Genomic DNA, 23,921 nt, shown 5'->3' on the forward strand with positions numbered 1-23,921 from the left:
TTGTTTAAAAATTAATAGAAACATAAAAACTAATATCAAAATCATCTTCTTTATTTAGATAATTATTCTTTTTATATACAGTATATGATGGTTTTGTAGTTGTTTCATATTCACTATTTGGAAGCCATTCGTGATAAACCCAATGTATGAATTTTAACACATCTCCTTTTTTTCCTTGTAAATCAAACTTTGCATAAACACCTGCTGCTATATTAAAACTAGGAAGTCTATTGCTTGTTATTATTTCACTTTCATCTGGGACGATACAAGCTATATATTGACATTCATTTAATGGTGTGATTGTTGGATTATCATGAAATAATGCTATTTGCTTATATGAATGAATATCATTTGTTAAAACCCAAGTTTGAAGCTTTTGCCACGTTTGTTTAATATTTAAATTATAACCTCTATTTCTAATATAAAAACTTTTCATAGCAGGCATTTTTACTATCTCTGGGCTTATATTTGAAAAATCTGCTGTTGATTTTTTTGCTATTTCCGATTGCTCTAAAATTTTATTTGAATAATCTTTATAACCACCATTTCTCCACTGTTTTGGTGTTTGTTCAAATCGTTCTTTAAAAATCTTTATAAAAGATGATTGAGATGAATATCCGCACATATTAGCAATATTTGAGATTGTTGAGTATTTATTTGTCAAAAGTAGATTTGATGCTTTTTGTAATCTAATTGATTTTATATTTTCATATATATTTATTCCAAATATCTCTTTGAAAATACGATGCATATGAAATTTACTCACACCTAAATCAATACTAAGTTCTTCTATATCAATATTTATTTCAATATGTGTATATATATAATATAAAATATTGTTAGCTATTTTTGTTCTTTTTTCTAGAGTTTCTTTTTTCATAAATATATATTAGCATAATTAAAGTATTAAATTAGCACAAATGAACAATTTTAGAAGCAATAAGAAAGAAGAACTAATTTAAATAAAACAATACAATAATATCATAACTTAAAAGGATGAATATAATGAAAATTAAAAAAGTTTTAGTAGCCAATAGAGGGGAAATTGCTTTAAGAATCATTAGAGCATGTAAAGAATTAGATATTAAGTCTGTTGCAATTTTTTCAGAAGTTGATGTAGAGGGTCTTTGGGTTAGAAAAGCTGATGAGTGTTATCCATTAGTTGGAAATCCTATTGAAGCATACTTAAACTATGATCGAATTATAGATTTAGCAAAAAAAGCTAATTGTGATGCTATTCATCCTGGATATGGTTTTTTATCTGAAAGTGCTGAATTTGCTCAAGCTTGTGATAAAGCAGGTGTAATTTTTATAGGTCCAAAAGCTGAACATATAGCACTTTTTGGGGATAAAATGGCTTCAAAAGAAGCTATGAAAGGTATTGGAGTTCCAGTTCTTGAAGGTATAAATACTCCTGTAACAAATATCAAAGAAGGTGAAAAGATTTCAAGAGAAATTGGTTTTCCTGTTATTATCAAAGCTGCTTTTGGTGGTGGTGGTAAGGGTATGAGAATAGTAAGAGAAGAAAAAGATTTCAAAGAAATGTTTGAAGCAGCTACAGATGAAGCCAAAAAGTTCTTTGGAAAAGGTGATGCTTTTATTGAAAAGTTTGTTGAAAACCCAAGACATATTGAAGTTCAAGTAATTGCAGATAAATATGGAAATGTTCTTCACTTAGGTGAAAGAGATTGTTCTATTCAAAGAAAACACCAAAAAGTAATCGAAATTGCTCCAAGTCCAAGACTTAACGAAAAAGTAAGAAGAGAATTATATAGGGTTTCAACAAAAGCAATGTTCAAATTAGGATATGAGAGCGTTGGAACTATTGAATTTTTGGTTGATAAAGATGACAATATTTATTTTATTGAAATGAATACAAGAGTTCAAGTTGAGCATCCAGTAACTGAGATTATTTCAGGAATTGATATTATTCAAAGAATGATAGAAATAGCAGAAGGTGATAAACTACAATTTTTACAAGAAGAAATAAAATTTAGAGGTTATGCAATTGAGTTTAGAATTAATGCTGAAGATCCTAAGAAAAAATTTATGCCATCATCTGGAACAGTAGAAAAATACCTAACACCAGGAGGTCCAGGAGTTAGAATAGATACTAGTATTTATACTGGATATAAAATCCCTGCGAACTATGACTCAATGATTGGAAAACTAATTGTTTGGGGATTAGACTGGGAAGGAACAGTAAGAAAAGCTAGACGAGCATTAGATGAGTTTTATATCCAAGGACTTCCTACAAATATTCCTTTACATAGAGAAATTGTAAGAGATATTGACTTTATAGAGGGGAATATTGATACAAGTTATCTTGAAAAAAAATTAGATAAATTTAATATGGATGCAATAAATCATATTGAAGAAGAAGAAAAAAAAATGAAAAATATAACTCAATTACTTAAAAGTATAAAAGAAAAAAACGTTAGCGTAAGGTAATTATTTTATGTTAGATAGGAATAATATGGATCAAAATAATCAATTTAAACTAGTATTAAAACAATGTGAATCAATAAACTTACAGAAACTAAAAGTAGATACCCTACTTTTAGTTGTACATACATTATTAAGTGATTTTGATAGATTAGAATACACAGATCAATCAAACCCAATGCTTATAACAGCAAGTAAAAGTGACTTAGAATTAATAAATAAAAGTGTAGCTAACTTAAAAAATTATTTAGATAATAATATAATAAATAGAGATACACTAATAAACTTATTTAATAACAAAAGCCAATCAGCCCTACATGGAAAAATTGTAAGAAGCTTAGAACCTATGAAAGTTTATTACAAATATATTACAGCAATTTTTTCTACAAAATTACAAAAAGGCTCTTTATGGATTCCAGAATTATTAGCCTTTAGCCTACTTTATAATTATAAAAAAGAGTATGGAAAATCTTTGATTTTACATCCATTTGTAGATAACTTTCCAGTAGACACTATCCTAAGAATTTATAATAAAAATAATCTAGAACTGAAAAAAAATAGAAGCCAAGTAGAAAATGAAAATGTATGGAAAGTCAAAACTAATATTGATGAAATGTACGATGTTTCAGAAATAATGGTGAAAAAATATCTAAACTATAACTTCAAAATAAACGAAAAAAGAGTATCAAAAACTAGAAGAAAAAAGAGAAAATAAAATGCTTAAATATGCACAAAAAGCGGTGTACTTTTAAAAGTACACCACTTTTCTAATTTCTTACGAAAGTAGAAGTGAGTTTTTTCTATTTCTATACCATATTTTTGCATCTGTAGTTCCTAAGCTTTCAGCTACTTTATCTGTTACTACATGATGGAATTTTGATTTAGAACATACAGGATCAGCTTCATTCATATCTCCTGTTAATGCAAATGCTTGACATCTACATCCTCCAAAATCTTGTTCTTTTTCATCACAAGATGCACAAGTTGGGTTCATCCAAGAATCACCTCTAAAATAATTAAAAGCGTGAGATTCATTCCAAATTTGTTCAATTGAAAAGTCATGAACATTTGGAAATTCCAAAGGTAATGTATTTGCTGTATTACAAGGAAGTGCAACACCATCTGGATTAATTGTTAAAAATGTAGTTCCCCATCCATTCATACAGGCTTTTGGTCTATCTGCAAAATAATCTGGAACAACAAAGAATACTTTCATAGCTTTTTCTTTTGATCTATAAAAATCTGTTACTTTTTTTGCAACATCTAGTTGCTCTTGTGTTGGAAGAAGTGCATTAATATTTTTTAATGCCCAACCATAATATTGAATATTTGCAATTTCAAGGTAGTTCCCACCTAATTCATCTGCAAACTCGATAATCTCACCTACTTGATGAATATTTTGTCTAGTAATACAAGTATTAATAATAAGCTGTAATCCAGCAGCTTTTACTTCTTTTGCAAAAGCTATTTTTTCATCATACGAGTTTTTATTATTTGTAATTAATGTCATAGTATTTCTATCATGAGATTGAATTCCAAGTTGAACAGTTTTAAGCCCTGCATCTTTTAGTTTTTGTACTATTCCTTTTGGAGCTCCAACACCTGAAGTAATAAGGTTTGTATAAAACTTTTTATTATTTGCATATTCTACAATTTGTACTAAGTCTTTATTTAATAATGGTTCACCACCTGAAATACCAAGCTGAACAGCACCCATATCTCTTGCTTCATCCATTACTCTAAACCAGTCTTTTGTACTCATTTTATCTTTTGTATTTGTAAAATCAAGTTGATTATAACAGTATGCACACTCTAGTGGACATTTATGTGTTAATTCTAAAAGTATCCATAATGGAGGTTTTATTTCATTAGTCATTGTAAATTACCCACTTTCTATTCATCGCATCTTCTAAAAATTCTTTTACATCATTTAAAAGTCCAACTAAATTAAATTTTTCTTCTAATGCATTTGTAATATCTATTATAGTATTTTTTCCATCACAAAGGTTCATGATTTCACCAGCACTTTGGCTTAGTTGAACCATTCCTTCTGGATATAATAATACAAAACAATTTTGTTTTTCTTCCCATTGAAGTTGAAAATGATTATTTATCGCAAGTGATTTTTCTAGTTGCATTACAATCCTTTATATTAAAATATGGTGGTCTTTTTAGTTCATATGCTAAATATAAAGCATCACACATTGTCCATAGAATATCCAATTTAAACTGTAAAATTTCACAAGCTCTATTTTGTAATTCTACTGTATCAAACTCTACTAAAGTCATTGATAATCCATGTTGAACATCTCGTCTTGCTTCACTTAATCTTTTTTGAAAATATTTTAATCCATCTTGTTCTATCCATGGATAATTTTTAGGCCATGTATCTAATCTTTGTTGGTGAATTTGAGGTGCAAACATTTCAGTTAATGAAGACATTGCAGCTTCTTTCCAAGGACTTCTTCTAGCAAAGTTTACATAAGCATCAACAGCAAATCTTACAGCTGGAAGTACAAATTTATGTGAGATTAGATCTTCTTTTTTTAAACCAACTGCAACACCTAAATCTAGCCAAGCTTCAATACCACCATCAACACTATCATGATCTAATATTCTATCAACCCATTTTCTTCTATCTTCAATAGGTGGATTATTTGACATAATTGCCGCATCTTTAATTGGAATTGCACATTGATAATAAAATCTATTTGCTACCCAACCTTGTATTTCTTCTTTAGTACAAGAACCTTCATACATTCTTACGTGAAAAGGATGATGAATATGATACATTGAACCCATATCTCTTAGTTTTTTTTCAAAATCTTCTCTACTTAATAATTCACTCATTTTCATTTTCCTTTTGCTTATATTTCAATACTCATACCATCATATGAAATTTCTATTCCATGTGAGATAAGTTCTTTATATTCATCGTTTTTTTCATCTAAAATTGGATTTGTATTATTAATATGAATTAATATTTTTCGTGGTTTTTCTAATGAATCTAAAATTTTTATAAGACCGTTTTCACCATTTAAAGGAATGTGTCCCATATCAGTTCCTAGTTTTTTAGAAAAGTTTCCTTTTATCATTTCATCATTTGTCCAAAGTGTTCCTTCTATTAAAAGAACATCTGCTTTTTTCATTTCTTCAAAAACATGATCTTCTAATACTCCAAGACCTGGTAAATAAAACAGTCTTTTTCCTGTATTTTTATTTACTACTGTAAGTCCAATATTGTCACCTTTTCTTGGCTTATCTCTATAAGCAGAATATGGTGGTGCATTTGAAATTAATGCATGAGCATAAAATTCATAATTTGGCATTACAGGTATTTCAAACTTTGTTTTACTATCTGGAAGAATTTCATTCCAAAAAGTTCCTCCACCATCCCAATGTTGTAACATTTTAAATAATGGAAAAGAAGTATTAAGTTCTTCATTTACTTCTTTTGTACAGTATACTTGATGAGGACAGCCTTCACGTAGCATTAAAAGTCCTGTTGTATGATCGATTTGTCCATCATTAAAAACAATAGCTTTTATTTTTGTTTCTCTTAAAGCTGTAGGATGTAAAAAAGGGGAATTATGTATTTGTTCTAAAATATCTGGTGAAGTGTTAAATAAAACCCAATTCTCACCATCTTCACTTATTGTTATAGAACTTTGAGTTCTTCTTTTTACTGTTTTTGACCCTGCTCTATATGCTTTACAATTATCACAGTTACAATTAAACTGAGGAAGACCTCCACCTGCACCTGATCCTAAAACTTGAATTTTCAAAATAAATCCTTTTTCTTTTCATTTAAATAAGCTTTCTAAAAAAGCTCAATTAAATGAAAAAAGATTAAAAGCCTAAGCCCTTAATCTTTTTAACCTTAATTGAAATTATACTGTACAAATGTACATTGTAACTTCAAATCCAAATCTGTTGTCAACGTAAGTTGGTTTTTTCCATTCCATGATAATCTCCTTTCATTAAGATTTTTTTATTTGTTATTTTGATTTATGTAACTTAAATACATGAACCGTTCCACCTTGGTTTATGTTTTTAATTTGTTTTGCAACTTCACCACCCCATAAAGGAACAGCTCCACCCCAACCTGAAACGATAGAGATATATTGCTCACCATCTTGTTCCCAAGTAACTGGTGATCCAACAATTCCAGAACCAACTTGGAATTTGTATAAAATCTTACCTGTTTCATCATCAAACGCTAAGAATTTACCTTCAGGAGTTCCTGCGAATACTAAACCACCAGCAGTAGTTAAAACTCCACCCCATAATGGTGCAGGGTTTTTATATTCCCATTTAATTTTTCCAGTTAAAGGCTCAATAGCTTTTAAAGAACCAATATGGTCTTTAAAGATTGGTCTAATTGTAAATCCAGCACCTAAATATGCAGCACCTTTTTTATAAGAAACTGGTTGATTCCAAATATCCATTCCCCATTCATTTGAAGGAACATAGAAATTTTTTGTCTTTTTAGAATATGCCATTGGCATCCAGTTTTTAGCACCTAAGAATGCAGGTACAGCAAATACTGATTTACCTTTACTTGCAGATGCAGGATTACCTGGTCTTCCCTCTTCTATATAAAGTGGTCTACCATTTTTATCAATTCCTTTAGCCCAAGTAATATTAGAAACAAATGGATTAGCTGTAATAAACTTACCATTTTCTCTATTTAATACATAGAAGAAACCATTTCTATCCGCAGTTGCTGCAGCTTTAACTGTTTTACCGTTTTTATCTTTGTAATCAAATGAAATTAATTCATTTACACCATCAAAATCCCAACCATCATGAGGAGTTGATTGGAAATGCCAAACAATTTTCCCTGTATCAGGATTAATTGCAAGTCTTGAAGAAGAGAATAAGTTATCTCCAGGTCTTAAATGTGAATTCCAAGGTGATGGATTTCCAGTTCCTATATAAATTAAGTTTGTATCAGGATCATAAGTACTTCCTAGCCATGGAGCAGCTCCACCATTTTTCCATAAATCTCCAGGCCATGTTTTACCAGCTTCTCCACCACTAATACCATTTTCTTTACCATTTAAGTAACCCATATGACCTTCAACAGTTGGTCTTGACCAGATTAATTTACCAGTTTTTGGATCTCTTGCTTCAACTTTTCCAACAACACCAAACTCACCACCAGCAACACCAGTGATAACTTTACCTTTTACAATTTGTGGAGCGGCTGTAATTGAGTAACCCTCTTTATATTTTGCAATTCTTTTTTTCCAAACAACTTTTCCAGTTTTTCTGTTAAGAGCTACTAGTTTAGCGTCTAACGTACCAAAAATTACTACATCATCAATAATTGCAACACCTCTGTTAATAACATCACAACAAGGTAAAATAGCATCGGGAAGTTTTGCATTATATTGCCATAACTCTTCACCACTTGCTATATCAATTGCGAATACTCTAGAATAAGAAGCAGTAACATACATTACTCCATCTTTAACTATTGGTTGAGATTCTTGCCCTCTTTGTTTTTCACCACCAAAAGAAAAATTCCATACAGGAACTAAATCTTTAATTGTGTCTTTATTAACTTGAGTTAAAGGTGAATATCTTTGACCTTTTTGCCCCATACCATATGTTAATATGTCACCAGTTGTTTTTTCATCATTTAAAATTTCTGAATATGTTACTGGACTATACGATGCTTCTGTTTTTACATCACTATTTGCTTGTCCGCTAATAACTGCACAAAGTGCAAAAGCAGTAGCAGCAGAAAGTAGTTTTTTCTTAATCATTCTCTCTCCTTATAATTATTATAACAAATTGGGAATTTGTCTTATCGAAAGTATACATAACAAATATAGCTTCAGTTTAGCTATTTGAAATTTTTTTTGATTTAAACCCAATAAACGCCATTAATAGGCTAATTACAAATGAAATTGCTATAATTAGGAATATTTTTTCATCAAATTTTCCATATAAAGAGAATCTAATTGCCTCTACAATATAAGTAAATGGGTTATAAGATGATAAATTAAATAGCACTAATGATGAATCTTTTATTTTCCAAAGTGGATAAAGTGCTGAACTTAAAAAAAACATCGGGAAAATTACAAAGTTCATAACTGTTGCAAAGTTTTCTAATTGTTTTATAACTGATGAAATAAAAAGTGCAAAAGCATTTAATATAATTGATGACACTATTATTATAGGAATAGTAAGAATCATTGCACTATAAGAAATATCAACACCATACCATCTTGCAATTATTAAAAAAGCCATAGCTTGAAGTGTTGAAACTATTGCAGTTGCGAACATTTTACAAAATAAAAGATAGTTTCTATTTATATATGATGTTAAAAGTATTTTCATACTTCCCATTTCTCTATCAAATATCATAGTAAGTGAACTTTGCATTCCATTAAAAAGTAAAACCATACCAACAAGTCCTGGAACAATATATGTTTCATAAGTAATATATGTTTCATAAGGTGGAGTAATTGCAAGACCTAATGCTGTTTTAAATCCAACTGAAAATATGAATAACCATAATAGTGGACGAACCAATGCTGAGAAAAATCTACTTTTTTGTTTTAAAAATCTAATTAATTCTTTGTAAACAATACCTTTCATACAAGAAACATATTTTTTCATAACGCTACCTTACTAAATAGTTAAATGTATTTACTAAATTGTTTTTTTCGTGTTTAGCAACAATATTTTTAACTATTCCTTTATCTATAATTTTTCCTGCTTTTATAATCGTAATATCATCATTTTCATCTACCTCATCAAAAAGGTGTGTTATCCATAAGACACTAAGTCCTTCTCTTGCAACTAAATCTCTAACATAATCTAAAATATCAAATCTACTTTTTAAATCTAATCCAACAGTAGGTTCATCAAGTAATAAAAGTTTTGGTTTATCAATCAAAGCTCTTAAAATCTCAACTCTTCTTCTATGTCCACCATTTAGATTTCGTACAGTTGTATCTAAAACATTGTCTAGTTCTAATCTTTTTATTTCTTCATGGATTGATTTTAATGTTTCTTTAAATCCCAAACCTTTTAATGCACCATAATAATACAAATTTTGTTTTACAGTTAAATCTAAATCCAATGTAGGTTCTTGAAATACAATTCCAATATCTTTTAATGCTTTTGAGTAATTTTTAATAGGATAATCATTTATAATAATTTCACCTATTTGAAGATTTTGGAGTCTTGTTACTAAAGAGAATATAGTAGACTTCCCTGCTCCATTAAGTCCTAATAGAACTGAAAATGAACCATTATTTATTTCAAACGATATATTGTTTAATACTTGTTTCTTTCCATATGAAAAGTCTATGTTTTTAAGTTCTAATATTTTTTTTTGCATTTTTATCACTAACTTTTATTTTTATTCATTATATGTAAAGTTTATAGCAATAATTTAGCATTGAGTTTTAAAGCAAAATTATATAGATAAAAAATCTAAAAAAGTAAATAAAAAATAATTTTTTACTTAGAGAATAGAAAAAGTACATATTAAATACAATTTTTCTAGATATTTTTAGTTATTTAATCTGCTGTAATTATCAACAAAAAATTATTAATTCTAGATAGCAAGTTAAAAATATGCAACTTACTATCTAATAAAATTATACATATTTTATGAATTTTTACCAATCAACAGGACAATCAACACAATCTTGCATATAAACAGAATTAAAATTTGCATAATGAATTCTTGCACCTGTTAATATCGCTTTATAAAATGAAGAATCTGATAATTTTGATTCTTGTAAATCTGCATTTGATAAATCTGAACCTTCAAAATCAACCTTGTTCATCCATGCTGCTTCTAAATTAACTGCTTGTAAATCACAATTTTTCATACTTGCACCATTCATTCTTGCAAAATTAAGATTTGCTCCATGAAAAGAGGAATTATCAAAAGTTCCACCTTGTGCAAATATTGCCCAAGCATTAACACCATCAAAATTAGCATTTGTAGCTTTTGTAACTTTAATATTTGTATGTCTTAAATCTGCCATTGCTAAATTTGCATTTTCAAGATTAGTATTACTCATATTTGATTGTTTTAAAATAGTATGTCTTAATTTAGCATTTTTAAAATTTGCTTTTTTTAATATAGACTTTGTTAAATCTGTACCATCTAATATTGCACCTTCGAAGTTAGCACCTTCAAAGTTTGATTCTTTTAAATCTAAATTTGATAAATTTTGATTACTTAAATCTACTTTAGGACAGCTAGTTTTAGGCTCTAACTTACATCCATTTATAGTAGGATAAAGTTCATCTTCTTCATAAGCATTTGCAATATTAAAAAGTATAAACAACGTTATAATTATATTTTTCATTTTTATACCTTTTTAAAACAAGTAGTTTAAAACTACCTGTTTTTTATAAAATTTTATTTTTCAATTCCCAATTTGTTTATAAAATTTTATTTTTTTATTTTAAATACCCAGAAAGAACCACCTTGTGATACAGGTTTTGTTAATTCAGCCATTTCACCACCCCATAAAGGAACAGCTCCACCATAACCACTTGCAAGACCTATATATTGTTCACCATCTTCTTCCCAAGTTATTGGACAAGAAACAATTCCTGAACCAGTTTGGAATTTAAATAATTCTTCACCTGTTTTTGCATTAAATGCTTTTAAGTAACCATCACCAGTTCCTGTGAATACTAATCCACCTTTAGTTGCTAAAACACCTGCCCATAAAGGAAGTTTTTCTTTATGTGACCAAACAATTTCACCTTTAACAGGATCTACTGCTCTTAAAACACCTACATGATCATCATAAGTTCTTTTAATTCTAAATCCTTGTCCTAAGTAAGCTGCACCTTTGTTATAATGAACAGGAGTTGTCCAATAATCTTCTTCCCAGTGGTTAGCTCCAAGATAGAATAATCCTGTATCTTGACTATAAGCCATTGGATTCCAGTTTTTTCCTCCTAAGAATGGTGGAGAAACTCTAATTGATTCACCTTTAGTTTCACCCTCTTTTGCTAATGGTGGATATTGTCCTGGATTTTTAACTGGTCTACCAGTTTTTTCATCAATATGACTAGCCCATGTAATTTTATCAACAAAAGGGAATGCTTTTACAAATCTTCTAGCTTGATCTTCTCTTTGTTTTTTAGCTGCTGGCATATTTCCTCTATTAATTACATAGAAGAAACCATTTCTATCTGCATGTGCAGTAGCTTTTATAGTTTTACCATCTTCAACATAATCAAATAATACAAGTTCATTATTTCCTGAGAAATCCCAACCATCATTTGGTGTATGTTGGTAGAACCATTTAATATTACCAGTTGTTGGATCAATAGCAATTTGTCCCGAAGTATATAAACTATCCCAATCATCAGGATTTCCACCATCTGCTGTTCGCTCCCATGTATTCCATGGTGCTGGATTACCTGTTCCTATTATAATTGAGTTTGTTTCTACATCATAACTTGCACTTTGCCAAGGAGCACCACCACCATGACTCCAAGAAATTTTCTTACCAGTTTCATTGTTAGGATCATTTGGCCAAGATGGAGCTTTAGGGTCACCAGAAGGTGTAGATTTTTTACCATTTAATCTTCCATAGTGTCCTTCAACCATTGGTCTCATCCAAACTTCTTTACCTGTATCAGGGTCTAGTGCAAATAATTTACCAAGAACACCAAACTCATCACCTGATGAACCATGAATTAATAATACTTTTCCAGTTTTTTTATCTTTTACAATAGTTGGCGCACCAGTCATTGTATAACCGTCTTTGTATCCTTTATTTGGTCTATCTTCATAACCAAATCTTTTTTTCCAAACTACTTTCCCTGTTTTTTTATTTAATGCTACCATACCTGCATCTAGCGTACCAAAGAATACTTTATCACCAAATATTGCTGCTCCTCTATTAACAACATCACAACAAGGCTTTATATCAGCTGGTAATCTATGACCATATTCCCAAATCTTTTCCCCTGATTTTGCATCTAATGCAAATATTCTAGAATAAGAACCTGTAACATAGATAATACCATCATGTACTAATGCTTGACTTTCTTGACCTCTTTGTTTTTCACCACCAAATGAGAAATTCCATGCAGGAACTAAATCTTTTACAGTATCTACATTTATTTCATCAAGTTTAGAGTACCTTTGTGCCTTAGGTCCCATTCCATACATCAATACATCTTCAGGTGTATTTTGATCATTTAGTATATCTTCCCAAGATACTTTTTTTGTATCAGTACTTGCAATACCAGATTGTAATCCTAATAAACCAATAAACGTCACAACAGCTGCTTTTCGTAACAAATTACTTTTCATCATCTCTCCTTAGTTTTATTATTTATATTATTATTTAATTAGCTATTACAATAATAATAATGATAACTAAAATTATATGCTATAAATAATTATAAGAATTTTACATGTTTTAAATAGCATGAATTTAGCGATATATGCAATTATAATAATTTAGTAATTTATAAATTAGTGTAATAACTTTATTATTTGTATAAAATTGGAATTTATACATAATAAAAAATATGTACTTGTATTTAGTCAATTTTGTTTTGATTTTTTGAATTTTGGAATTTTTTGAAATTTTGTAAGAATTTATAACTTAGGATCATTTTCCTAAGTTATAAAAAGAGTTTTTAGAAAGAATATTCTACTTCAAGTATAAATTTATTATAATCATCATCACTATTTTGCGCATCAACTTTTACAAATAATGCTTCAAGTTCTATTACATCTTCAACTATTTCTATTTCTGCTGAAAGATTTAATTCTTTTTCTTTTTCATCTGCATATTTAGTTTCACCATATAATGCACCAAAAGCAATATCATCTATTGAATAAGAAGCAGAACCATAAACTGTTCTTGCATCTTCATCATAAATATAATTACCATCTTCAAATGGCGAGATATTATCACCTAGTTCTAATTCTGAAATTATAGAACCAGTTCCATCTTTATCTGTTTTAACATATCCAGCTGATAAGTTTACTCCCATTAATGATGTATCAATATTAACATGAGCAATTGATCCATCTTTATATCCTGAGGCTGTATCTTCTTTTGATTTAGCATATTGAGCACTAAGTTCAACATCATCAAAATAATAAGCAACTTTCATACCATATAAATCTCCCATATCAGGAGCTGTATAATAGTATGGATTTAAGTCTAAATCTGAAATACCTTGATAAATTACATCAGCAACATAAATACCTTTTGATCCATTAACTTCTTCAAATGTTTCAGATAATTCATCAGCATCAGCTAATGCTATTTTATCTGAGTATCCAAGTAGTATTGATGTATTTGGAATTGATGTGATTTCTGCAATAACAGCTTCATGATAATCTGTCATCCATTCTAAATTAACATTTTGTCTACCAGCTTTTATTAAAAAACCTTCTGTTTCATATTTTATATTGGCTACATTCATTAAAGCTTTACCTTCAACTTCTTCAGCACCATCATTTTTATCATCAAAAACATGAGCACCTATAAATCCAACTTTTGCACTAAATCCTTTAAAAGAATCAGTTTCATAAGATAATCCAACAGTACCTGATATAAAACCAGTATCTTTATTGCCACCTTTGTTATCAGTTTTTATTCCATACATTTCTAAAGAACCATTTACTGTTCCACTTTTTAATGCTTCTTCGAATGAATTTGCACCAAAAGCTAATGAACTAGATAAAATCAGTCCTGAAGTTATTAGACTTAATTGTTTTTTCATATATTTATTTCCTTTTTATTATTTATTTGATGGAATAACTGCTAATCCCCAAGGATATCTTCCAACTTTAATTGTTTTTTCAACTTTTAAACTATCTATATCAATAACAGAAACATCACCACTTACACCATTTGTTGTGTAAAGTTTTTTCTCATTTTCAGAAAAAGCCAATTGCCATACTCTTTTACCAACTAATAAATATTTAATTACTTTATATGTTTTTGCATCAATTACAGCAACGTGATTTGCAGGTCCTAGTGCAACAAAAGCATATTTACCATCACTTGTTAATTTAATTCCAACAGGTTGTATTAAATCTTTGAATATTCTTGGTATTCTGAATTTTATTTTTGCAATACTCTCTTTTTTATCAGAGTCAACAACAGTTACAGTACCACCAATTTCACTTGATGCCCAAACTTTATCTCCTGTTTTAGAGAATTCTATATGTCTTGGTCTTTGATCAATTAAAGTATTATGAACAATTTCTTTTGTACTTGTATCAATCCAATGTAAAAAGTTTGATGTTTCAGTTGAGTTAATTGCCATTTTTCCATCAGGACTTACAGCCATTCCTTCAGGTTCAACTCCAACATCAATTTGTGCTACAACTGATTTATTTATAGTATCTACAACTGTTACAATTGCATCATCTTCATTTGAAATATATAATTCTTTTCCATCTGGAGTTAAAGCAAACTGTTCTGGATCTTCACCTGATGGTAAGTTATATAATATTTTATTTGTTTTAATATCCATAACTTGAACAGTATCATCATCACTAGCACATATATATAGTTTTGAATAATCTTTGTTTAATAATATACCTCTTGGTCTTTGACCTACTTGTACAGTATTTATAACTTTATTTGTAACTGAATCAATAACTGATACAGTATTATCTTTTTCGTTTGAAACATAAATAGTATCACTTAAAAGTGAACTTACAATCAACGATGTAGCTAACAATGTCTTTTTCATAAAATAATTCTCCTTGTTTTTAATTTTAAGATTATAATTAAGATTTATAGCATGAGTTTAGCAAAATAATTTTGCTAAACTTATGCTATGGAAACTAGATATACTCAAAATAAAAGATATAAAGGATTAAAATGAAAATAATACTGTTTCTGATTTTTATTATCAGTTTAGCAAATGCAAATACATTGAAAGTAAATATTCTATATTTAGAACAAAAAATACAAACACCCCCTGTTCTATCGAATGTTATCGAAGCTCCATCGGACCTTGGAATAAAAGGTGCACAACTTTCTGTTAAAGATAGTAATAGAAGTTCAAAATTTTTAAATCAAAACTTTAATCTTATAAGTAAAATATCTTATGATAAAAAAGAGCTAATTGATACTTTTGAAAAATTTATAAATGAAAATAATTCATATGTAGTTTTAAATGTTGAAGATGATTTATTTAGAACTTTATTAAAAAATCCTTTATCAAAAAAAGCTTTGCTAGTAAATGCAAGTAGTCAAACTTCTAGTCTAAGAAGAAATTATTGTGAAGATAATCTAATACATACAATTGCAAGTAATGCAATGCTTTATGATGGATTAGTTCAATTCTTAGTAAAAAGAAATTTCAAAAAAATTCTTTTAGTTAGTGGACAAGATCCAAAAGATATATTAATCAAAGAAGATATGAAACACTCAATAAAAAAATTTGGTGCTAAAATTATAGAAGAAAAAGTTTGGGATAATAAAAGTGATATTAGAAGAAAAGCTGGAGCTGAATTTCCATCATTTACACAAGCTGATAATTATGATGTAATTTTATTAGCAGATTATTATGGTGATTTTGGAGAGTTTATGTATTTTAACTCTTGGCTTCCAAGACCAGTTGCTGGAACGCAAGGTTTAACTCCTGTTACATGGCATAAAGTTATTGAACAATGGGGTGCAGCACAAATGCAAAAAAGATTTGAAAAGTTTGCTTCAAGATGGATGGAATCAAAAGATTTCTCAAATTGGATAGCAATTAGAACAATTATTAGTTCTATAAATCAAACAAAAACTGATAATGTAGATAAAAATATAGCTTTTATACGTTCAAAAGATTTTGAAATTGGTGCATATATGGGAAGAAAAGTTTCTTTTAGAGATTTTAATGGACAAATGAGAATGCCTATTTCACTTGTACAACCAAGAGCTTTAATATCAACATCTCCACAAGTTGGTTTTTTACATCCTGTAACTGATTTAGATACTTTAGGTGTAGCACCTTATGAAATGAAATGTAAAAAATGATTAAAATAATATCTTTTCTTTTTATCTTTATATCTTTTATGAAAGCAGATTATCAAATAATCAAAAATGATAATCTGTTTTTAGTTGAAGTAAAAAATAGTACTTTTGAAGATATTTTAATTAATTTAAAAGATGAAATTAATTACCAAGGTTTTACAATTGTTTATGAATTAAATCTAGCAAAAGCTACAAATGAAATTGCTGAAGTTCTAAATAAAAAAGGAACATTGAAAAATGGTACAAATCTTGGAATTTGCAAAAGTAGTTTTACTTTTGCAATGGTAAAAGAAAATTACAATAATATAAATTATTGTCCTCTTGGATTGTCAATTTATTCACATAATGATAAATCAATTTTCCTTTCATATAAAATCAATAAGGCATTTAAACAAGATGATATAATCTATAGTAAAATAAATGAAACACTTAAAAAACTTATTTTAGATAGTTTAGATTAGTTTTATAATCTTCCTTCTAAAATTTTTGGATATTTTTCCAATAATTGATGTTTTATTTCATCTATTTTTTTTAGATTAAACTCTTGATTATTTGGATTATCAAATTCATAAATGATTTTTGCAGGATTCTTACATAAAAACAAAATTCTATTTGATAGATAAATCGCTTCACTAATATCATGAGTTACTAAAATTACTGTAGGTTTAAACTCTTTACAAAAATTAAGAAAGTCCTCTTTTAAAGCACAAGCAGTTGGATAATCTAGTGATATAAAAGGTTCATCAAGAAGTATTACTTTTGGTTTATTGATAAAAGCTCGCACAAGAGAAACACGTCTTGCCATTCCTCCTGATAGTTTATTTGGATATTCATCCAAAACATTTTCTAAGCCTACAAGTTTTAACAATCTATTTATTTCATCTAAATTTTTATCTATTGAGATTAATAAAAGATTTTCTTTTATTGTAAGCCAAGGAAGTAAGCAATGCTCTTGGAACATAAATGCAATATTTGAAAAGTCACCATTTACAAAACCATCATAATCTTCATCAAGTTTTGCAATGATATTTAATAATGTAGTTTTTCCACAACCTGATGGACCAATTATTGATAAAAATTCAGAATCTTCTAAAGAAATTTGTACATCTTTTAAAATATTTTCTTTTTTGTATTTTTTCTCTTTTATATTTATATTAATCATTTTACTTCCATTTTCCTAGCTTATTTTCTATAGGTTTTAAAATCACACTTTCTATTAAAAGGATTATTAAAACAAATGCAAGAGAATAAGCTAAAATAGATGTTATATCAAATAATTGAAAGAACATTGATATTTGAAATCCCATACCATCACTTCTACCAAGTAATTCAACTACTAAAACAATCTTCCAAATTAAAGATAAAGATAATCTAGCACTTGCCATTATAAAAGGATATATTTGTGGTAAATAAATATTTTTAACAGTATCATATTTACTTAATTTATAAACTTTTGCAAGATTAGTATATTTTGGATTAATTGCTTTTGTACCTTCTCTTACATTTATAACTATAATTGGAACTTTATTAATAACAACAGCTAGAAGTGCAGAAAAATCACTAAGTCCAAACCAAATATAACAAATGATTATTGTTACAAGTGCAGGTGTATTTAATCCAATAATTAGTAAAAAATCAAACATATCATCAACTCTTTTATATAAACCCATCAAAATACCAAAAATAACACCTAAAAAAATAGATATTATAAAAGCTATAAATACTCTATATAAAGTAATTAATAAATGATGTATTAATTCTCCGTTTATTAAATGGTCAAATAAATTTGCTACAATATCCACTACTGTTGGAAAAACAGATGAGTTAATTGCAAGAGATAATGCTTGCCATAAAATAATAAAGACAAAAATTGATACAAATTTTGTTTGATTTATCATAGTTTTACCATTTCATATTTGGTTTAAAGTCCCAAAAAGTTTCTTTTTCTAAAGATACACTTTTTCCAACTAATTTTTTTCCACCCTCTTCTAAAAGAATTTGAAATATTTTTGCCTGAGCTTGAATATTGTTCTCATCAAATTTTTTGATAATTCCTTTTTTATATCCATTTTTTAAAGCTTCAAAAGTTATATCATCTTTTACTTTCATTAAAGGTCTAATTCTATCCCATTCTTTATTGCTATCATTTAAAAGTTTTTTACTACTTAAACTTGCATTTAAAAATGAATTTATTAACTCTTTATTTTTTAAAGCAAAATCTCTATTAAAAGTCCAACCAACAAATGATATATCATTTGTAATACCTAATTGTTTTGATATTTCATCAAAAGTGATTAAAGGTTTTAGTCCTTTTGCTTCAAGTTTAGCGTTAAAATGCCAAAAATTAATTCCTGCATCAAGACTATTATTTGATAATTTTTCATATAAAATTGGAGCTGAAGCAAATACAGGATGAATAATATCTTTTAAATCTTTATTATATTTATATTTACTATAAGCTCTAAAAAGTAACCATGTTTTATCAAGTGGTCCACCTGAAACTCCAACATACTTGCCTTTTAAATCTAATAAAGTATTAATATCATTAGCAGGATCTACTAACATAGTACCCATAGCTTTTGAATAAGGATAAAATGTAAAATCTTTATTTGATGCTCTTTGTCTATTTACCCAAACCCAATCTGTAACTATAATATCAACAGCACCTGATTGAAAAGCAACAGCTGATGCATTTTTTGATGCTAGTTTTACAACTTCTAATTGGAAATTATTCTTTTTATCAAAATTGTTATGCTTTAGAACATCTAGTTCCCAATTTACAGTTCCGTATGCTAAAACACCTACTCTTAATTTATCTTGTGCATTTAAATTTAATAAACACAAAAAGAAAATTATGATTAATTTAGTTTTCATTTATACACCTTTATTTATCTAATCTATTATATTTAAAATATATAGCTTGAATTTAGCAATACAAGAAGAGTCTGTTTTTATAAAAAAAAGATATTTTTAATTGCTATAATCAGGCTATAAAATGTCTCTATAATACAAAATCTAAAAAATTAAAAGGAATGTTTATGAATAAAATTCAAAAACTTGGACTAGCAGTATTATCAACTACTATTTTCGCATTTGGACACGGTAGTGTTACTCCTCAGGCAATTGATACACATGAGTTAAAATCACTTGGTGAAGAATGGTTAGAAGAAAATCCATACACTGATAATGAAACAGCTATTAAAATTGGTTCTTATGCATATAGTGAAAACTGTGCTAGATGTCATGGTCTAGAAGCTCAATCTGGTGGAATTGCTCCTGATTTAAGAGAATTAGAAGATGGTATTGATGGTGATGAGTGGTTTATGGAAAGAATTAGAGGCGGAGCTGTTAGAAATGGTAATGTTTATATGCCACCATTTGAAGGTGTTTTAAATCAAGAAGCAATGTGGTCTATTAGAGCATATGTAGCTAGTTTACCAAAAGATTAGAGTTTAGAATGAAGAATTTTCTTAAATTAACAGCATTATTACTATTACTTTCAATAACTTCTTATGCAAGAAGTATTGAAGATATAAAAGAAAGTGGAGAAATTACAATTGCAGTTTATGAAGATTTCCCACCTTATTCTTTTGTAGAAAATGGTGAATTAAAAGGAATTGACGTCGACCTTGGGAAAAAGATTGCAAAATCTTTAAATGTTAAAGCATTATGGTATTTAACAGGTTTTGATGAAAATTTAGCTGCTGATTTAAGAAATACAATATGGAGAGGGAATAAAGTCCATAAAAATAAAGCTGATTTGATGTTTAGAATTCCATATGATTATGAATATATGAGATTAACAGATGTATCAACAGGCGAACTCCAAAATGAAATGGTTACGATAAAAGGACCATATCAGAGTGAAAAATGGATAATTGCTACACACAAAGATATAATCCCTGAAATAAAAACTTTGGCTATTTTTGCTTATCAAACTATTGGTGTGGAAGTAGATATGCTTCCAGACCTTCATATGAGTGGTTTTGCAAGAGGTATGCTTCAAAGAAATATTAAGCATTATAGAAATTTCCAAGATGCAGTTAAAGATTTTAAAGATGGAAAACTAGATGCAATTGCTGGTTTAAAATCACAAGTTGAATATTTACTTGATTATAAAAACAATAAAGACAAGTATTATTTAACAAAAAATATTCCTCAAATGAAATCTCAATGGGATATTGCAACTGCGGTTGCTAGTACTTATAGAGCATTGAGTTATCATGTTGATGGAGAAATTGAAAAAGCATATAAAAATAATGAAATAAAGAAGATCTTTGAAAAATATAATGTAGAGTATCTTCCTCCAATATCAAGAACACAATAAAAATATAACAAAGGACATATCATGAAATATATATTTTTTTTTATAGTCTCGTTGTTTTTAGCAATAAATTTACATGCTAAAAATCCAGTATCATCTCCAACTTTTATTGATATTATAAAAGAAATTATAAAAGATGATAAATATATATTTGATGATAAAAATATTGAACTTTCAGTCCCAAACTTTGCAGATAATCCTACACAAGTTCCTATTTTTGTAGATGGTAAAAAAATAAAAAATGCTACAAGAATGATTTTATTTGCAGATTTAAATCCTATTCCAGAAATTATAGATATGCAATTAGGGAAACTTTTACCTGTAGTATCTTTAAATATTAAAGTTGCACAAGAAACTCCTATAAGAGCTATGATTTTAGATGAAAAAGGTGTTTGGCATATTGGAAGTAAAAATATAAGAAGTTTTGGTGGAGGATGTTCTGTATCAAGTTCTGAAGCTATGGATACTGATTATAGTAAATACTTAGGAAAAACAAAAACCAATTTATTTCAAACTTCTAGCAAGGATATTCATAGATTAAAAGCTTCTATTTTTCATCCAATGGAAACAGGGCTTGTATTTGGTAATAGTGAGTTTTATATAAATAAAATTCTAGTAAAAAAAGCCGATGAAGTTTTAAGTGAAATAAAAACTTTTTCTCCAATTAGTCAAAATCCACGATTTACATTTGAAACAATTGATAACTCAAAAAATTATACAATTGAATTTTATGATAATGATGGAAATGAATTTATTTCAGAGAGTAAATAGTTATGAAAGCATTAATATTTTCAATTATAAGTTTTAGTTTTTTATTTTCTAGTTCATTTGATTTTAAATTAAAACCTATAAAGTTATCAGATAATAGCTATTATTTCTATGGTAAAAAAGAGTATTTCTCACCTTCAAATGGTGGAGATATTGCAAATTGTGCATTTATTATTACAAAGAAAAGTGTTATTTTAATTGATACTGGAAGTTCTAAAGAATATGGTGAACAAGTAAAAAAAGAGATTAGAAAAATAACATCAAAACCTATAAAATATATTATAAATACACATCATCATCCAGATCATTTCTTGGGAAATGCTGCTTTTACTAATAGCGATATTTATGCAACAGAATTTACAAAAAATGATATTGAACAAAATGGTGAATTATATATAGTAAATCTTGTAAATCTAATTCACGATGCAATGGATGGAACAAGAATAAAAGCTCCAAATCAAGTATTAACTACAGAAACATTAAACTTTGATAACTATAAACTAAAAGTATTATATATGGATGGACATACAGAAAGTGATATTGTAATCTTTGATGAAAATAGTAAAATACTTTATACTTCTGATTTAATTTTTAATAAAAGAACACTTACAACTCCACATGCAAATATTGATGAATGGATTAAATCTTTATATCAATTAGAAAAAATAAACTACTCTGTTTTAGTTCCAGGACATGGAATAGCTTCAAAAACAAAAGAGCCTATAAAAGAGAATATTGCTTATTTAAACTTTTTAGAAAATACTTTAAAAGATAGTGCAAATAAAGGTTTAGATATATTTGAAATCTTAAGCAAACCAATTCCAAAAGAGTTTGAAGATTTTGCTATGTTCAAAGAAGAGTTTGAAAGAAGTATTATTAACTTATATCCTTCATACGAAAGAAATGTTAATAAATAGTAGAAAATTCTACTATTTATTTAATTTTTTTATAAAGTCTAATGTTAATCTAATTCCAGCACCAGTTCCACCAAATGAGTTATATCCCCAAGGTGATTCACTATAAGCAGCACCTGCAATATCTAAGTGTAGCCATTTCTTTTTATTCTCTTTTTTTACAAAGTTATCTAAAAATAAACCAGCAGTTATAGATCCAGCTGCACGTGAAGATGTTGAGTTTACAATATCAGCAATTCCACTTTTTAATTGTGCAGGTAAATATCTATTAAATGGTAATATCCCAATTAATTCACCAGAACTATTAGCAGCTTTTTGCATTTTTGCTTTTAATTTATCACTATGTCCCATTGTTCCAATTGTCTCATTTCCAAGAGCAACTATACAAGCACCTGTTAGCGTTGCATAATCAAACATATAATCAATATCTTCTATTTCATCTTGTGCATAACATAAACAATCAGCAAGAACAAGTCTTCCCTCTGCATCTGTGTTTCTCACTTCAATAGTTTTACCATTTTTAGCAACTAAAACATCATCAGGTTTATAAGCATCTCCACCAATCATATTTTCAACCGCACCAATGATTCCATGAACTTCATATTCACAATTTAATGCTTTTAGTGTATTCATAATTCCTAAAACAGCAGAACCACCACTTTTATCACATTTCATAGAAACCATACCTGCACCAGATTTTAAGCTTAAACCACCACTATCATACGTTAAACCTTTTCCAACAAGTACAATCTTACCTTTTGCATCTTTTGGCTTATATGATAGATGTATAAGCTTTGATTCATGTCTTGAAGCTCGTCCTACATTAAACATTGCATTCATTCCATTTTTGATCAAATACTCTTCACCATGAATAATACACTCTAAGCCATTTTCACTTGCAATTTTTTTTGCATCATTTGCCATAGTAGCAGGGAAATAATCTTCAGGAGGAGTGTTGATAATACTTCTAACCATATTTACACTTGAAGTAATACTTAGACTTTCTTTTAAGTCTTTGTTTAATTGCTCTTCATCTTTTTTAGATTTTGAAATAGAAACAATTAGTTCTAAATCTTTTTCTTCTTCTTTTTTAGATTTGTATTTAGTAAATTCATACTCACCTAAAACAGCACCTTCAACAATTTCGCTTATTTTTAACTCTTTTTCATTTTGAATTAAATCAAGTTTAATAGTTTTGATATTTAGTTTTTTAATAGCTCTAATTGCAGAACATAAACAAAGTTTCAAATCTTCTTTTTTTAGCTTTGAAGATGAAACAAAAAATTTATTATTGCTTGCATCAAAATAAGTGTCAAATGATTTTAAATCAAATGATATTTTTTTTAAAAGTTTTTGCTCTTTTTTTGATAATATTTTTAAGTCTTTAACTACTACTAATTCTATATCAGAATTAATATTTTTTAAATCTTTTTTTGATAATTTTATATTCATTGATATTCCTTT

General features: G+C 28.0%; 25 protein-coding genes. 8 read left to right on the forward strand and 17 right to left on the reverse strand.

Annotation, left to right across the window (positions count from 1 at the left end; genetic code table 11):
* Nucleotides 1-4 precede the first annotated feature (4 nt).
* Complete coding sequence (locus D9T19_RS06530) at nt 5-880, reverse strand: AraC family transcriptional regulator (protein WP_121627425.1); 876 nt, start codon at nt 878-880, stop codon at nt 5-7.
* 116 nt (nt 881-996) lie between these two features.
* Here D9T19_RS06530 and D9T19_RS06535 point away from each other — a divergent pair, with 116 nt between their 5' ends.
* Both D9T19_RS06535 and D9T19_RS06540 read left to right on the forward strand, forming a co-directional pair.
* Entirely contained in the window at nt 997-2,451 is a 1,455-nt protein-coding gene (locus tag D9T19_RS06535; RefSeq protein WP_205588695.1) for an acetyl-CoA carboxylase biotin carboxylase subunit, read from the forward strand.
* Between the two features lie 25 nt (nt 2,452-2,476).
* Complete coding sequence (locus tag D9T19_RS06540) at nt 2,477-3,160, forward strand: hypothetical protein (protein ID WP_121627426.1); 684 nt, start codon at nt 2,477-2,479, stop codon at nt 3,158-3,160.
* A 60-nt stretch (nt 3,161-3,220) separates the two neighbouring features.
* On the opposite strand, the gene pqqE is transcribed toward D9T19_RS06540, so the two are convergent.
* The 12 genes from pqqE to D9T19_RS06600 form a co-directional block, all read right to left on the reverse strand.
* Nucleotides 3,221-4,321 (reverse strand): pyrroloquinoline quinone biosynthesis protein PqqE, encoded by a 1,101-nt coding sequence (pqqE, locus tag D9T19_RS06545; protein WP_121627427.1) that lies wholly within the window; start codon nt 4,319-4,321, stop codon nt 3,221-3,223.
* Entirely contained in the window at nt 4,314-4,583 is a 270-nt protein-coding gene (pqqD, locus tag D9T19_RS06550; protein WP_121627428.1) for a pyrroloquinoline quinone biosynthesis peptide chaperone PqqD, read from the reverse strand. Before pqqD ends, pqqE begins: the two co-directional genes overlap by 8 nt.
* Nucleotides 4,552-5,295, reverse strand: a complete 744-nt coding sequence (gene pqqC, locus D9T19_RS06555) for a pyrroloquinoline-quinone synthase PqqC (protein ID WP_228197977.1) — start codon at nt 5,293-5,295, stop codon at nt 4,552-4,554. Before pqqC ends, pqqD begins: the two co-directional genes overlap by 32 nt.
* Nucleotides 5,296-5,312: 17 nt before the next feature.
* On the reverse strand, nt 5,313-6,230 hold the full coding sequence (gene pqqB / locus D9T19_RS06560; RefSeq protein ID WP_121627430.1) for a pyrroloquinoline quinone biosynthesis protein PqqB: 918 nt from the start codon (nt 6,228-6,230) through the stop codon (nt 5,313-5,315).
* 105 nt (nt 6,231-6,335) lie between these two features.
* On the reverse strand, nt 6,336-6,410 hold the full coding sequence (gene pqqA, locus D9T19_RS06565) for a pyrroloquinoline quinone precursor peptide PqqA (protein ID WP_071626476.1): 75 nt from the start codon (nt 6,408-6,410) through the stop codon (nt 6,336-6,338).
* Between the two features lie 33 nt (nt 6,411-6,443).
* Entirely contained in the window at nt 6,444-8,219 is a 1,776-nt protein-coding gene (locus tag D9T19_RS06570; protein WP_121627431.1) for a methanol/ethanol family PQQ-dependent dehydrogenase, read from the reverse strand.
* A 76-nt stretch (nt 8,220-8,295) separates the two neighbouring features.
* Nucleotides 8,296-9,078 (reverse strand): ABC transporter permease, encoded by a 783-nt coding sequence (locus D9T19_RS06575; RefSeq protein WP_121627432.1) that lies wholly within the window; start codon nt 9,076-9,078, stop codon nt 8,296-8,298.
* A 4-nt stretch (nt 9,079-9,082) separates the two neighbouring features.
* Entirely contained in the window at nt 9,083-9,805 is a 723-nt protein-coding gene (locus D9T19_RS06580; RefSeq protein WP_121627433.1) for an ATP-binding cassette domain-containing protein, read from the reverse strand.
* Nucleotides 9,806-10,088: 283 nt separating this feature from the next.
* Nucleotides 10,089-10,790, reverse strand: a complete 702-nt coding sequence (locus D9T19_RS06585; RefSeq protein ID WP_121627434.1) for a pentapeptide repeat-containing protein — start codon at nt 10,788-10,790, stop codon at nt 10,089-10,091.
* An 86-nt stretch (nt 10,791-10,876) separates the two neighbouring features.
* Nucleotides 10,877-12,766, reverse strand: coding sequence for a methanol/ethanol family PQQ-dependent dehydrogenase (locus D9T19_RS06590; RefSeq protein WP_121627435.1), 1,890 nt, complete (start codon nt 12,764-12,766; stop codon nt 10,877-10,879).
* A gap of 329 nt (nt 12,767-13,095) precedes the next feature.
* Nucleotides 13,096-14,193, reverse strand: coding sequence for an Opr family porin (locus D9T19_RS06595; protein ID WP_121627436.1), 1,098 nt, complete (start codon nt 14,191-14,193; stop codon nt 13,096-13,098).
* An 18-nt stretch (nt 14,194-14,211) separates the two neighbouring features.
* Nucleotides 14,212-15,174 carry a PQQ-dependent catabolism-associated beta-propeller protein gene (locus D9T19_RS06600; RefSeq protein ID WP_121627437.1) on the reverse strand — a complete coding sequence of 321 codons (963 nt, stop codon included), beginning with the start codon at nt 15,172-15,174 and terminating at the stop codon, nt 14,212-14,214.
* A gap of 131 nt (nt 15,175-15,305) precedes the next feature.
* Between D9T19_RS06600 and D9T19_RS06605 the strand changes: the two genes are divergently transcribed.
* Entirely contained in the window at nt 15,306-16,454 is a 1,149-nt protein-coding gene (locus D9T19_RS06605; protein WP_121627438.1) for a type 1 periplasmic-binding domain-containing protein, read from the forward strand.
* Nucleotides 16,451-16,912, forward strand: a complete 462-nt coding sequence (locus tag D9T19_RS06610; protein WP_121627439.1) for a DUF302 domain-containing protein — start codon at nt 16,451-16,453, stop codon at nt 16,910-16,912. The genes D9T19_RS06605 and D9T19_RS06610 overlap by 4 nt, the downstream gene beginning before the upstream one ends.
* A 2-nt stretch (nt 16,913-16,914) precedes the next feature.
* Here the strand turns inward: D9T19_RS06610 and D9T19_RS06615 are convergent, their stop codons facing one another.
* The 3 genes from D9T19_RS06615 to D9T19_RS06625 are packed head-to-tail and all read right to left on the reverse strand — an operon-like array spanning nt 16,915 to nt 19,325.
* The gene (locus tag D9T19_RS06615; protein WP_121627440.1) at nt 16,915-17,613 is read right to left on the reverse strand and encodes an ABC transporter ATP-binding protein; all 699 of its coding nucleotides are present in this window, start codon (nt 17,611-17,613) and stop codon (nt 16,915-16,917) included.
* A 1-nt stretch (nt 17,614) separates the two neighbouring features.
* Nucleotides 17,615-18,349 (reverse strand): ABC transporter permease, encoded by a 735-nt coding sequence (locus D9T19_RS06620; RefSeq protein ID WP_121627441.1) that lies wholly within the window; start codon nt 18,347-18,349, stop codon nt 17,615-17,617.
* A gap of 4 nt (nt 18,350-18,353) precedes the next feature.
* Nucleotides 18,354-19,325, reverse strand: coding sequence for an ABC transporter substrate-binding protein (locus D9T19_RS06625; protein ID WP_121627442.1), 972 nt, complete (start codon nt 19,323-19,325; stop codon nt 18,354-18,356).
* Between the two features lie 164 nt (nt 19,326-19,489).
* Between D9T19_RS06625 and pedF the strand changes: the two genes are divergently transcribed.
* The 4 genes from pedF to D9T19_RS06645 are packed head-to-tail and all read left to right on the forward strand — an operon-like array spanning nt 19,490 to nt 22,460.
* Nucleotides 19,490-19,900, forward strand: coding sequence for a cytochrome c-550 PedF (gene pedF / locus D9T19_RS06630; RefSeq protein ID WP_121627443.1), 411 nt, complete (start codon nt 19,490-19,492; stop codon nt 19,898-19,900).
* An 8-nt stretch (nt 19,901-19,908) separates the two neighbouring features.
* Entirely contained in the window at nt 19,909-20,778 is an 870-nt protein-coding gene (locus tag D9T19_RS06635; protein ID WP_121627444.1) for a substrate-binding periplasmic protein, read from the forward strand.
* A 21-nt stretch (nt 20,779-20,799) separates the two neighbouring features.
* A complete protein-coding gene (locus D9T19_RS06640; protein ID WP_121627445.1) occupies nt 20,800-21,546 on the forward strand; it encodes a quinoprotein dehydrogenase-associated SoxYZ-like carrier in 747 nt (248 codons plus the stop codon).
* 2 nt (nt 21,547-21,548) lie between these two features.
* On the forward strand, nt 21,549-22,460 hold the full coding sequence (locus tag D9T19_RS06645) for a quinoprotein relay system zinc metallohydrolase 1 (RefSeq protein ID WP_121627446.1): 912 nt from the start codon (nt 21,549-21,551) through the stop codon (nt 22,458-22,460).
* 12 nt (nt 22,461-22,472) lie between these two features.
* Here D9T19_RS06645 and D9T19_RS06650 read toward each other — a convergent pair whose 3' ends face one another.
* On the reverse strand, nt 22,473-23,909 hold the full coding sequence (locus D9T19_RS06650) for a leucyl aminopeptidase (protein WP_121627447.1): 1,437 nt from the start codon (nt 23,907-23,909) through the stop codon (nt 22,473-22,475).
* Nucleotides 23,910-23,921: the final 12 nt, after the last annotated feature.

The sequence above is a fragment of the Poseidonibacter antarcticus genome, assembly GCF_003667345.1.
Taxonomy (GTDB): Bacteria; Campylobacterota; Campylobacteria; order Campylobacterales; family Arcobacteraceae; genus Poseidonibacter; species Poseidonibacter antarcticus.

Excerpts from the sequence above, each read along its gene's own strand:
- D9T19_RS06530 (WP_121627425.1), bottom strand. The coding sequence starts at position 880 with ATGAAAAAAGAAACTCTAGAAAAAAGAACAAAAATAGCTAACAATATT.
- D9T19_RS06535 (WP_205588695.1), top strand. The coding sequence starts at position 997 with ATGAATATAATGAAAATTAAAAAAGTTTTAGTAGCCAATAGAGGGGAA.
- D9T19_RS06540 (WP_121627426.1), top strand. The coding sequence starts at position 2,477 with ATGGATCAAAATAATCAATTTAAACTAGTATTAAAACAATGTGAATCA.
- pqqE (WP_121627427.1), bottom strand. The coding sequence starts at position 4,321 with ATGACTAATGAAATAAAACCTCCATTATGGATACTTTTAGAATTAACA.
- pqqD (WP_121627428.1), bottom strand. The coding sequence starts at position 4,583 with ATGCAACTAGAAAAATCACTTGCGATAAATAATCATTTTCAACTTCAA.
- pqqC (WP_228197977.1), bottom strand. The coding sequence starts at position 5,295 with ATGAGTGAATTATTAAGTAGAGAAGATTTTGAAAAAAAACTAAGAGAT.
- D9T19_RS06570 (WP_121627431.1), bottom strand. The coding sequence starts at position 8,219 with ATGATTAAGAAAAAACTACTTTCTGCTGCTACTGCTTTTGCACTTTGT.
- D9T19_RS06575 (WP_121627432.1), bottom strand. The coding sequence starts at position 9,078 with ATGAAAAAATATGTTTCTTGTATGAAAGGTATTGTTTACAAAGAATTA.
- D9T19_RS06580 (WP_121627433.1), bottom strand. The coding sequence starts at position 9,805 with ATGCAAAAAAAAATATTAGAACTTAAAAACATAGACTTTTCATATGGA.
- D9T19_RS06585 (WP_121627434.1), bottom strand. The coding sequence starts at position 10,790 with ATGAAAAATATAATTATAACGTTGTTTATACTTTTTAATATTGCAAAT.
- D9T19_RS06590 (WP_121627435.1), bottom strand. The coding sequence starts at position 12,766 with ATGATGAAAAGTAATTTGTTACGAAAAGCAGCTGTTGTGACGTTTATT.
- D9T19_RS06595 (WP_121627436.1), bottom strand. The coding sequence starts at position 14,193 with ATGAAAAAACAATTAAGTCTAATAACTTCAGGACTGATTTTATCTAGT.
- D9T19_RS06600 (WP_121627437.1), bottom strand. The coding sequence starts at position 15,174 with ATGAAAAAGACATTGTTAGCTACATCGTTGATTGTAAGTTCACTTTTA.
- D9T19_RS06605 (WP_121627438.1), top strand. The coding sequence starts at position 15,306 with ATGAAAATAATACTGTTTCTGATTTTTATTATCAGTTTAGCAAATGCA.
- D9T19_RS06610 (WP_121627439.1), top strand. The coding sequence starts at position 16,451 with ATGATTAAAATAATATCTTTTCTTTTTATCTTTATATCTTTTATGAAA.
- D9T19_RS06615 (WP_121627440.1), bottom strand. The coding sequence starts at position 17,613 with ATGATTAATATAAATATAAAAGAGAAAAAATACAAAAAAGAAAATATT.
- D9T19_RS06620 (WP_121627441.1), bottom strand. The coding sequence starts at position 18,349 with ATGATAAATCAAACAAAATTTGTATCAATTTTTGTCTTTATTATTTTA.
- D9T19_RS06625 (WP_121627442.1), bottom strand. The coding sequence starts at position 19,325 with ATGAAAACTAAATTAATCATAATTTTCTTTTTGTGTTTATTAAATTTA.
- pedF (WP_121627443.1), top strand. The coding sequence starts at position 19,490 with ATGAATAAAATTCAAAAACTTGGACTAGCAGTATTATCAACTACTATT.
- D9T19_RS06635 (WP_121627444.1), top strand. The coding sequence starts at position 19,909 with ATGAAGAATTTTCTTAAATTAACAGCATTATTACTATTACTTTCAATA.
- D9T19_RS06640 (WP_121627445.1), top strand. The coding sequence starts at position 20,800 with ATGAAATATATATTTTTTTTTATAGTCTCGTTGTTTTTAGCAATAAAT.
- D9T19_RS06645 (WP_121627446.1), top strand. The coding sequence starts at position 21,549 with ATGAAAGCATTAATATTTTCAATTATAAGTTTTAGTTTTTTATTTTCT.
- D9T19_RS06650 (WP_121627447.1), bottom strand. The coding sequence starts at position 23,909 with ATGAATATAAAATTATCAAAAAAAGATTTAAAAAATATTAATTCTGAT.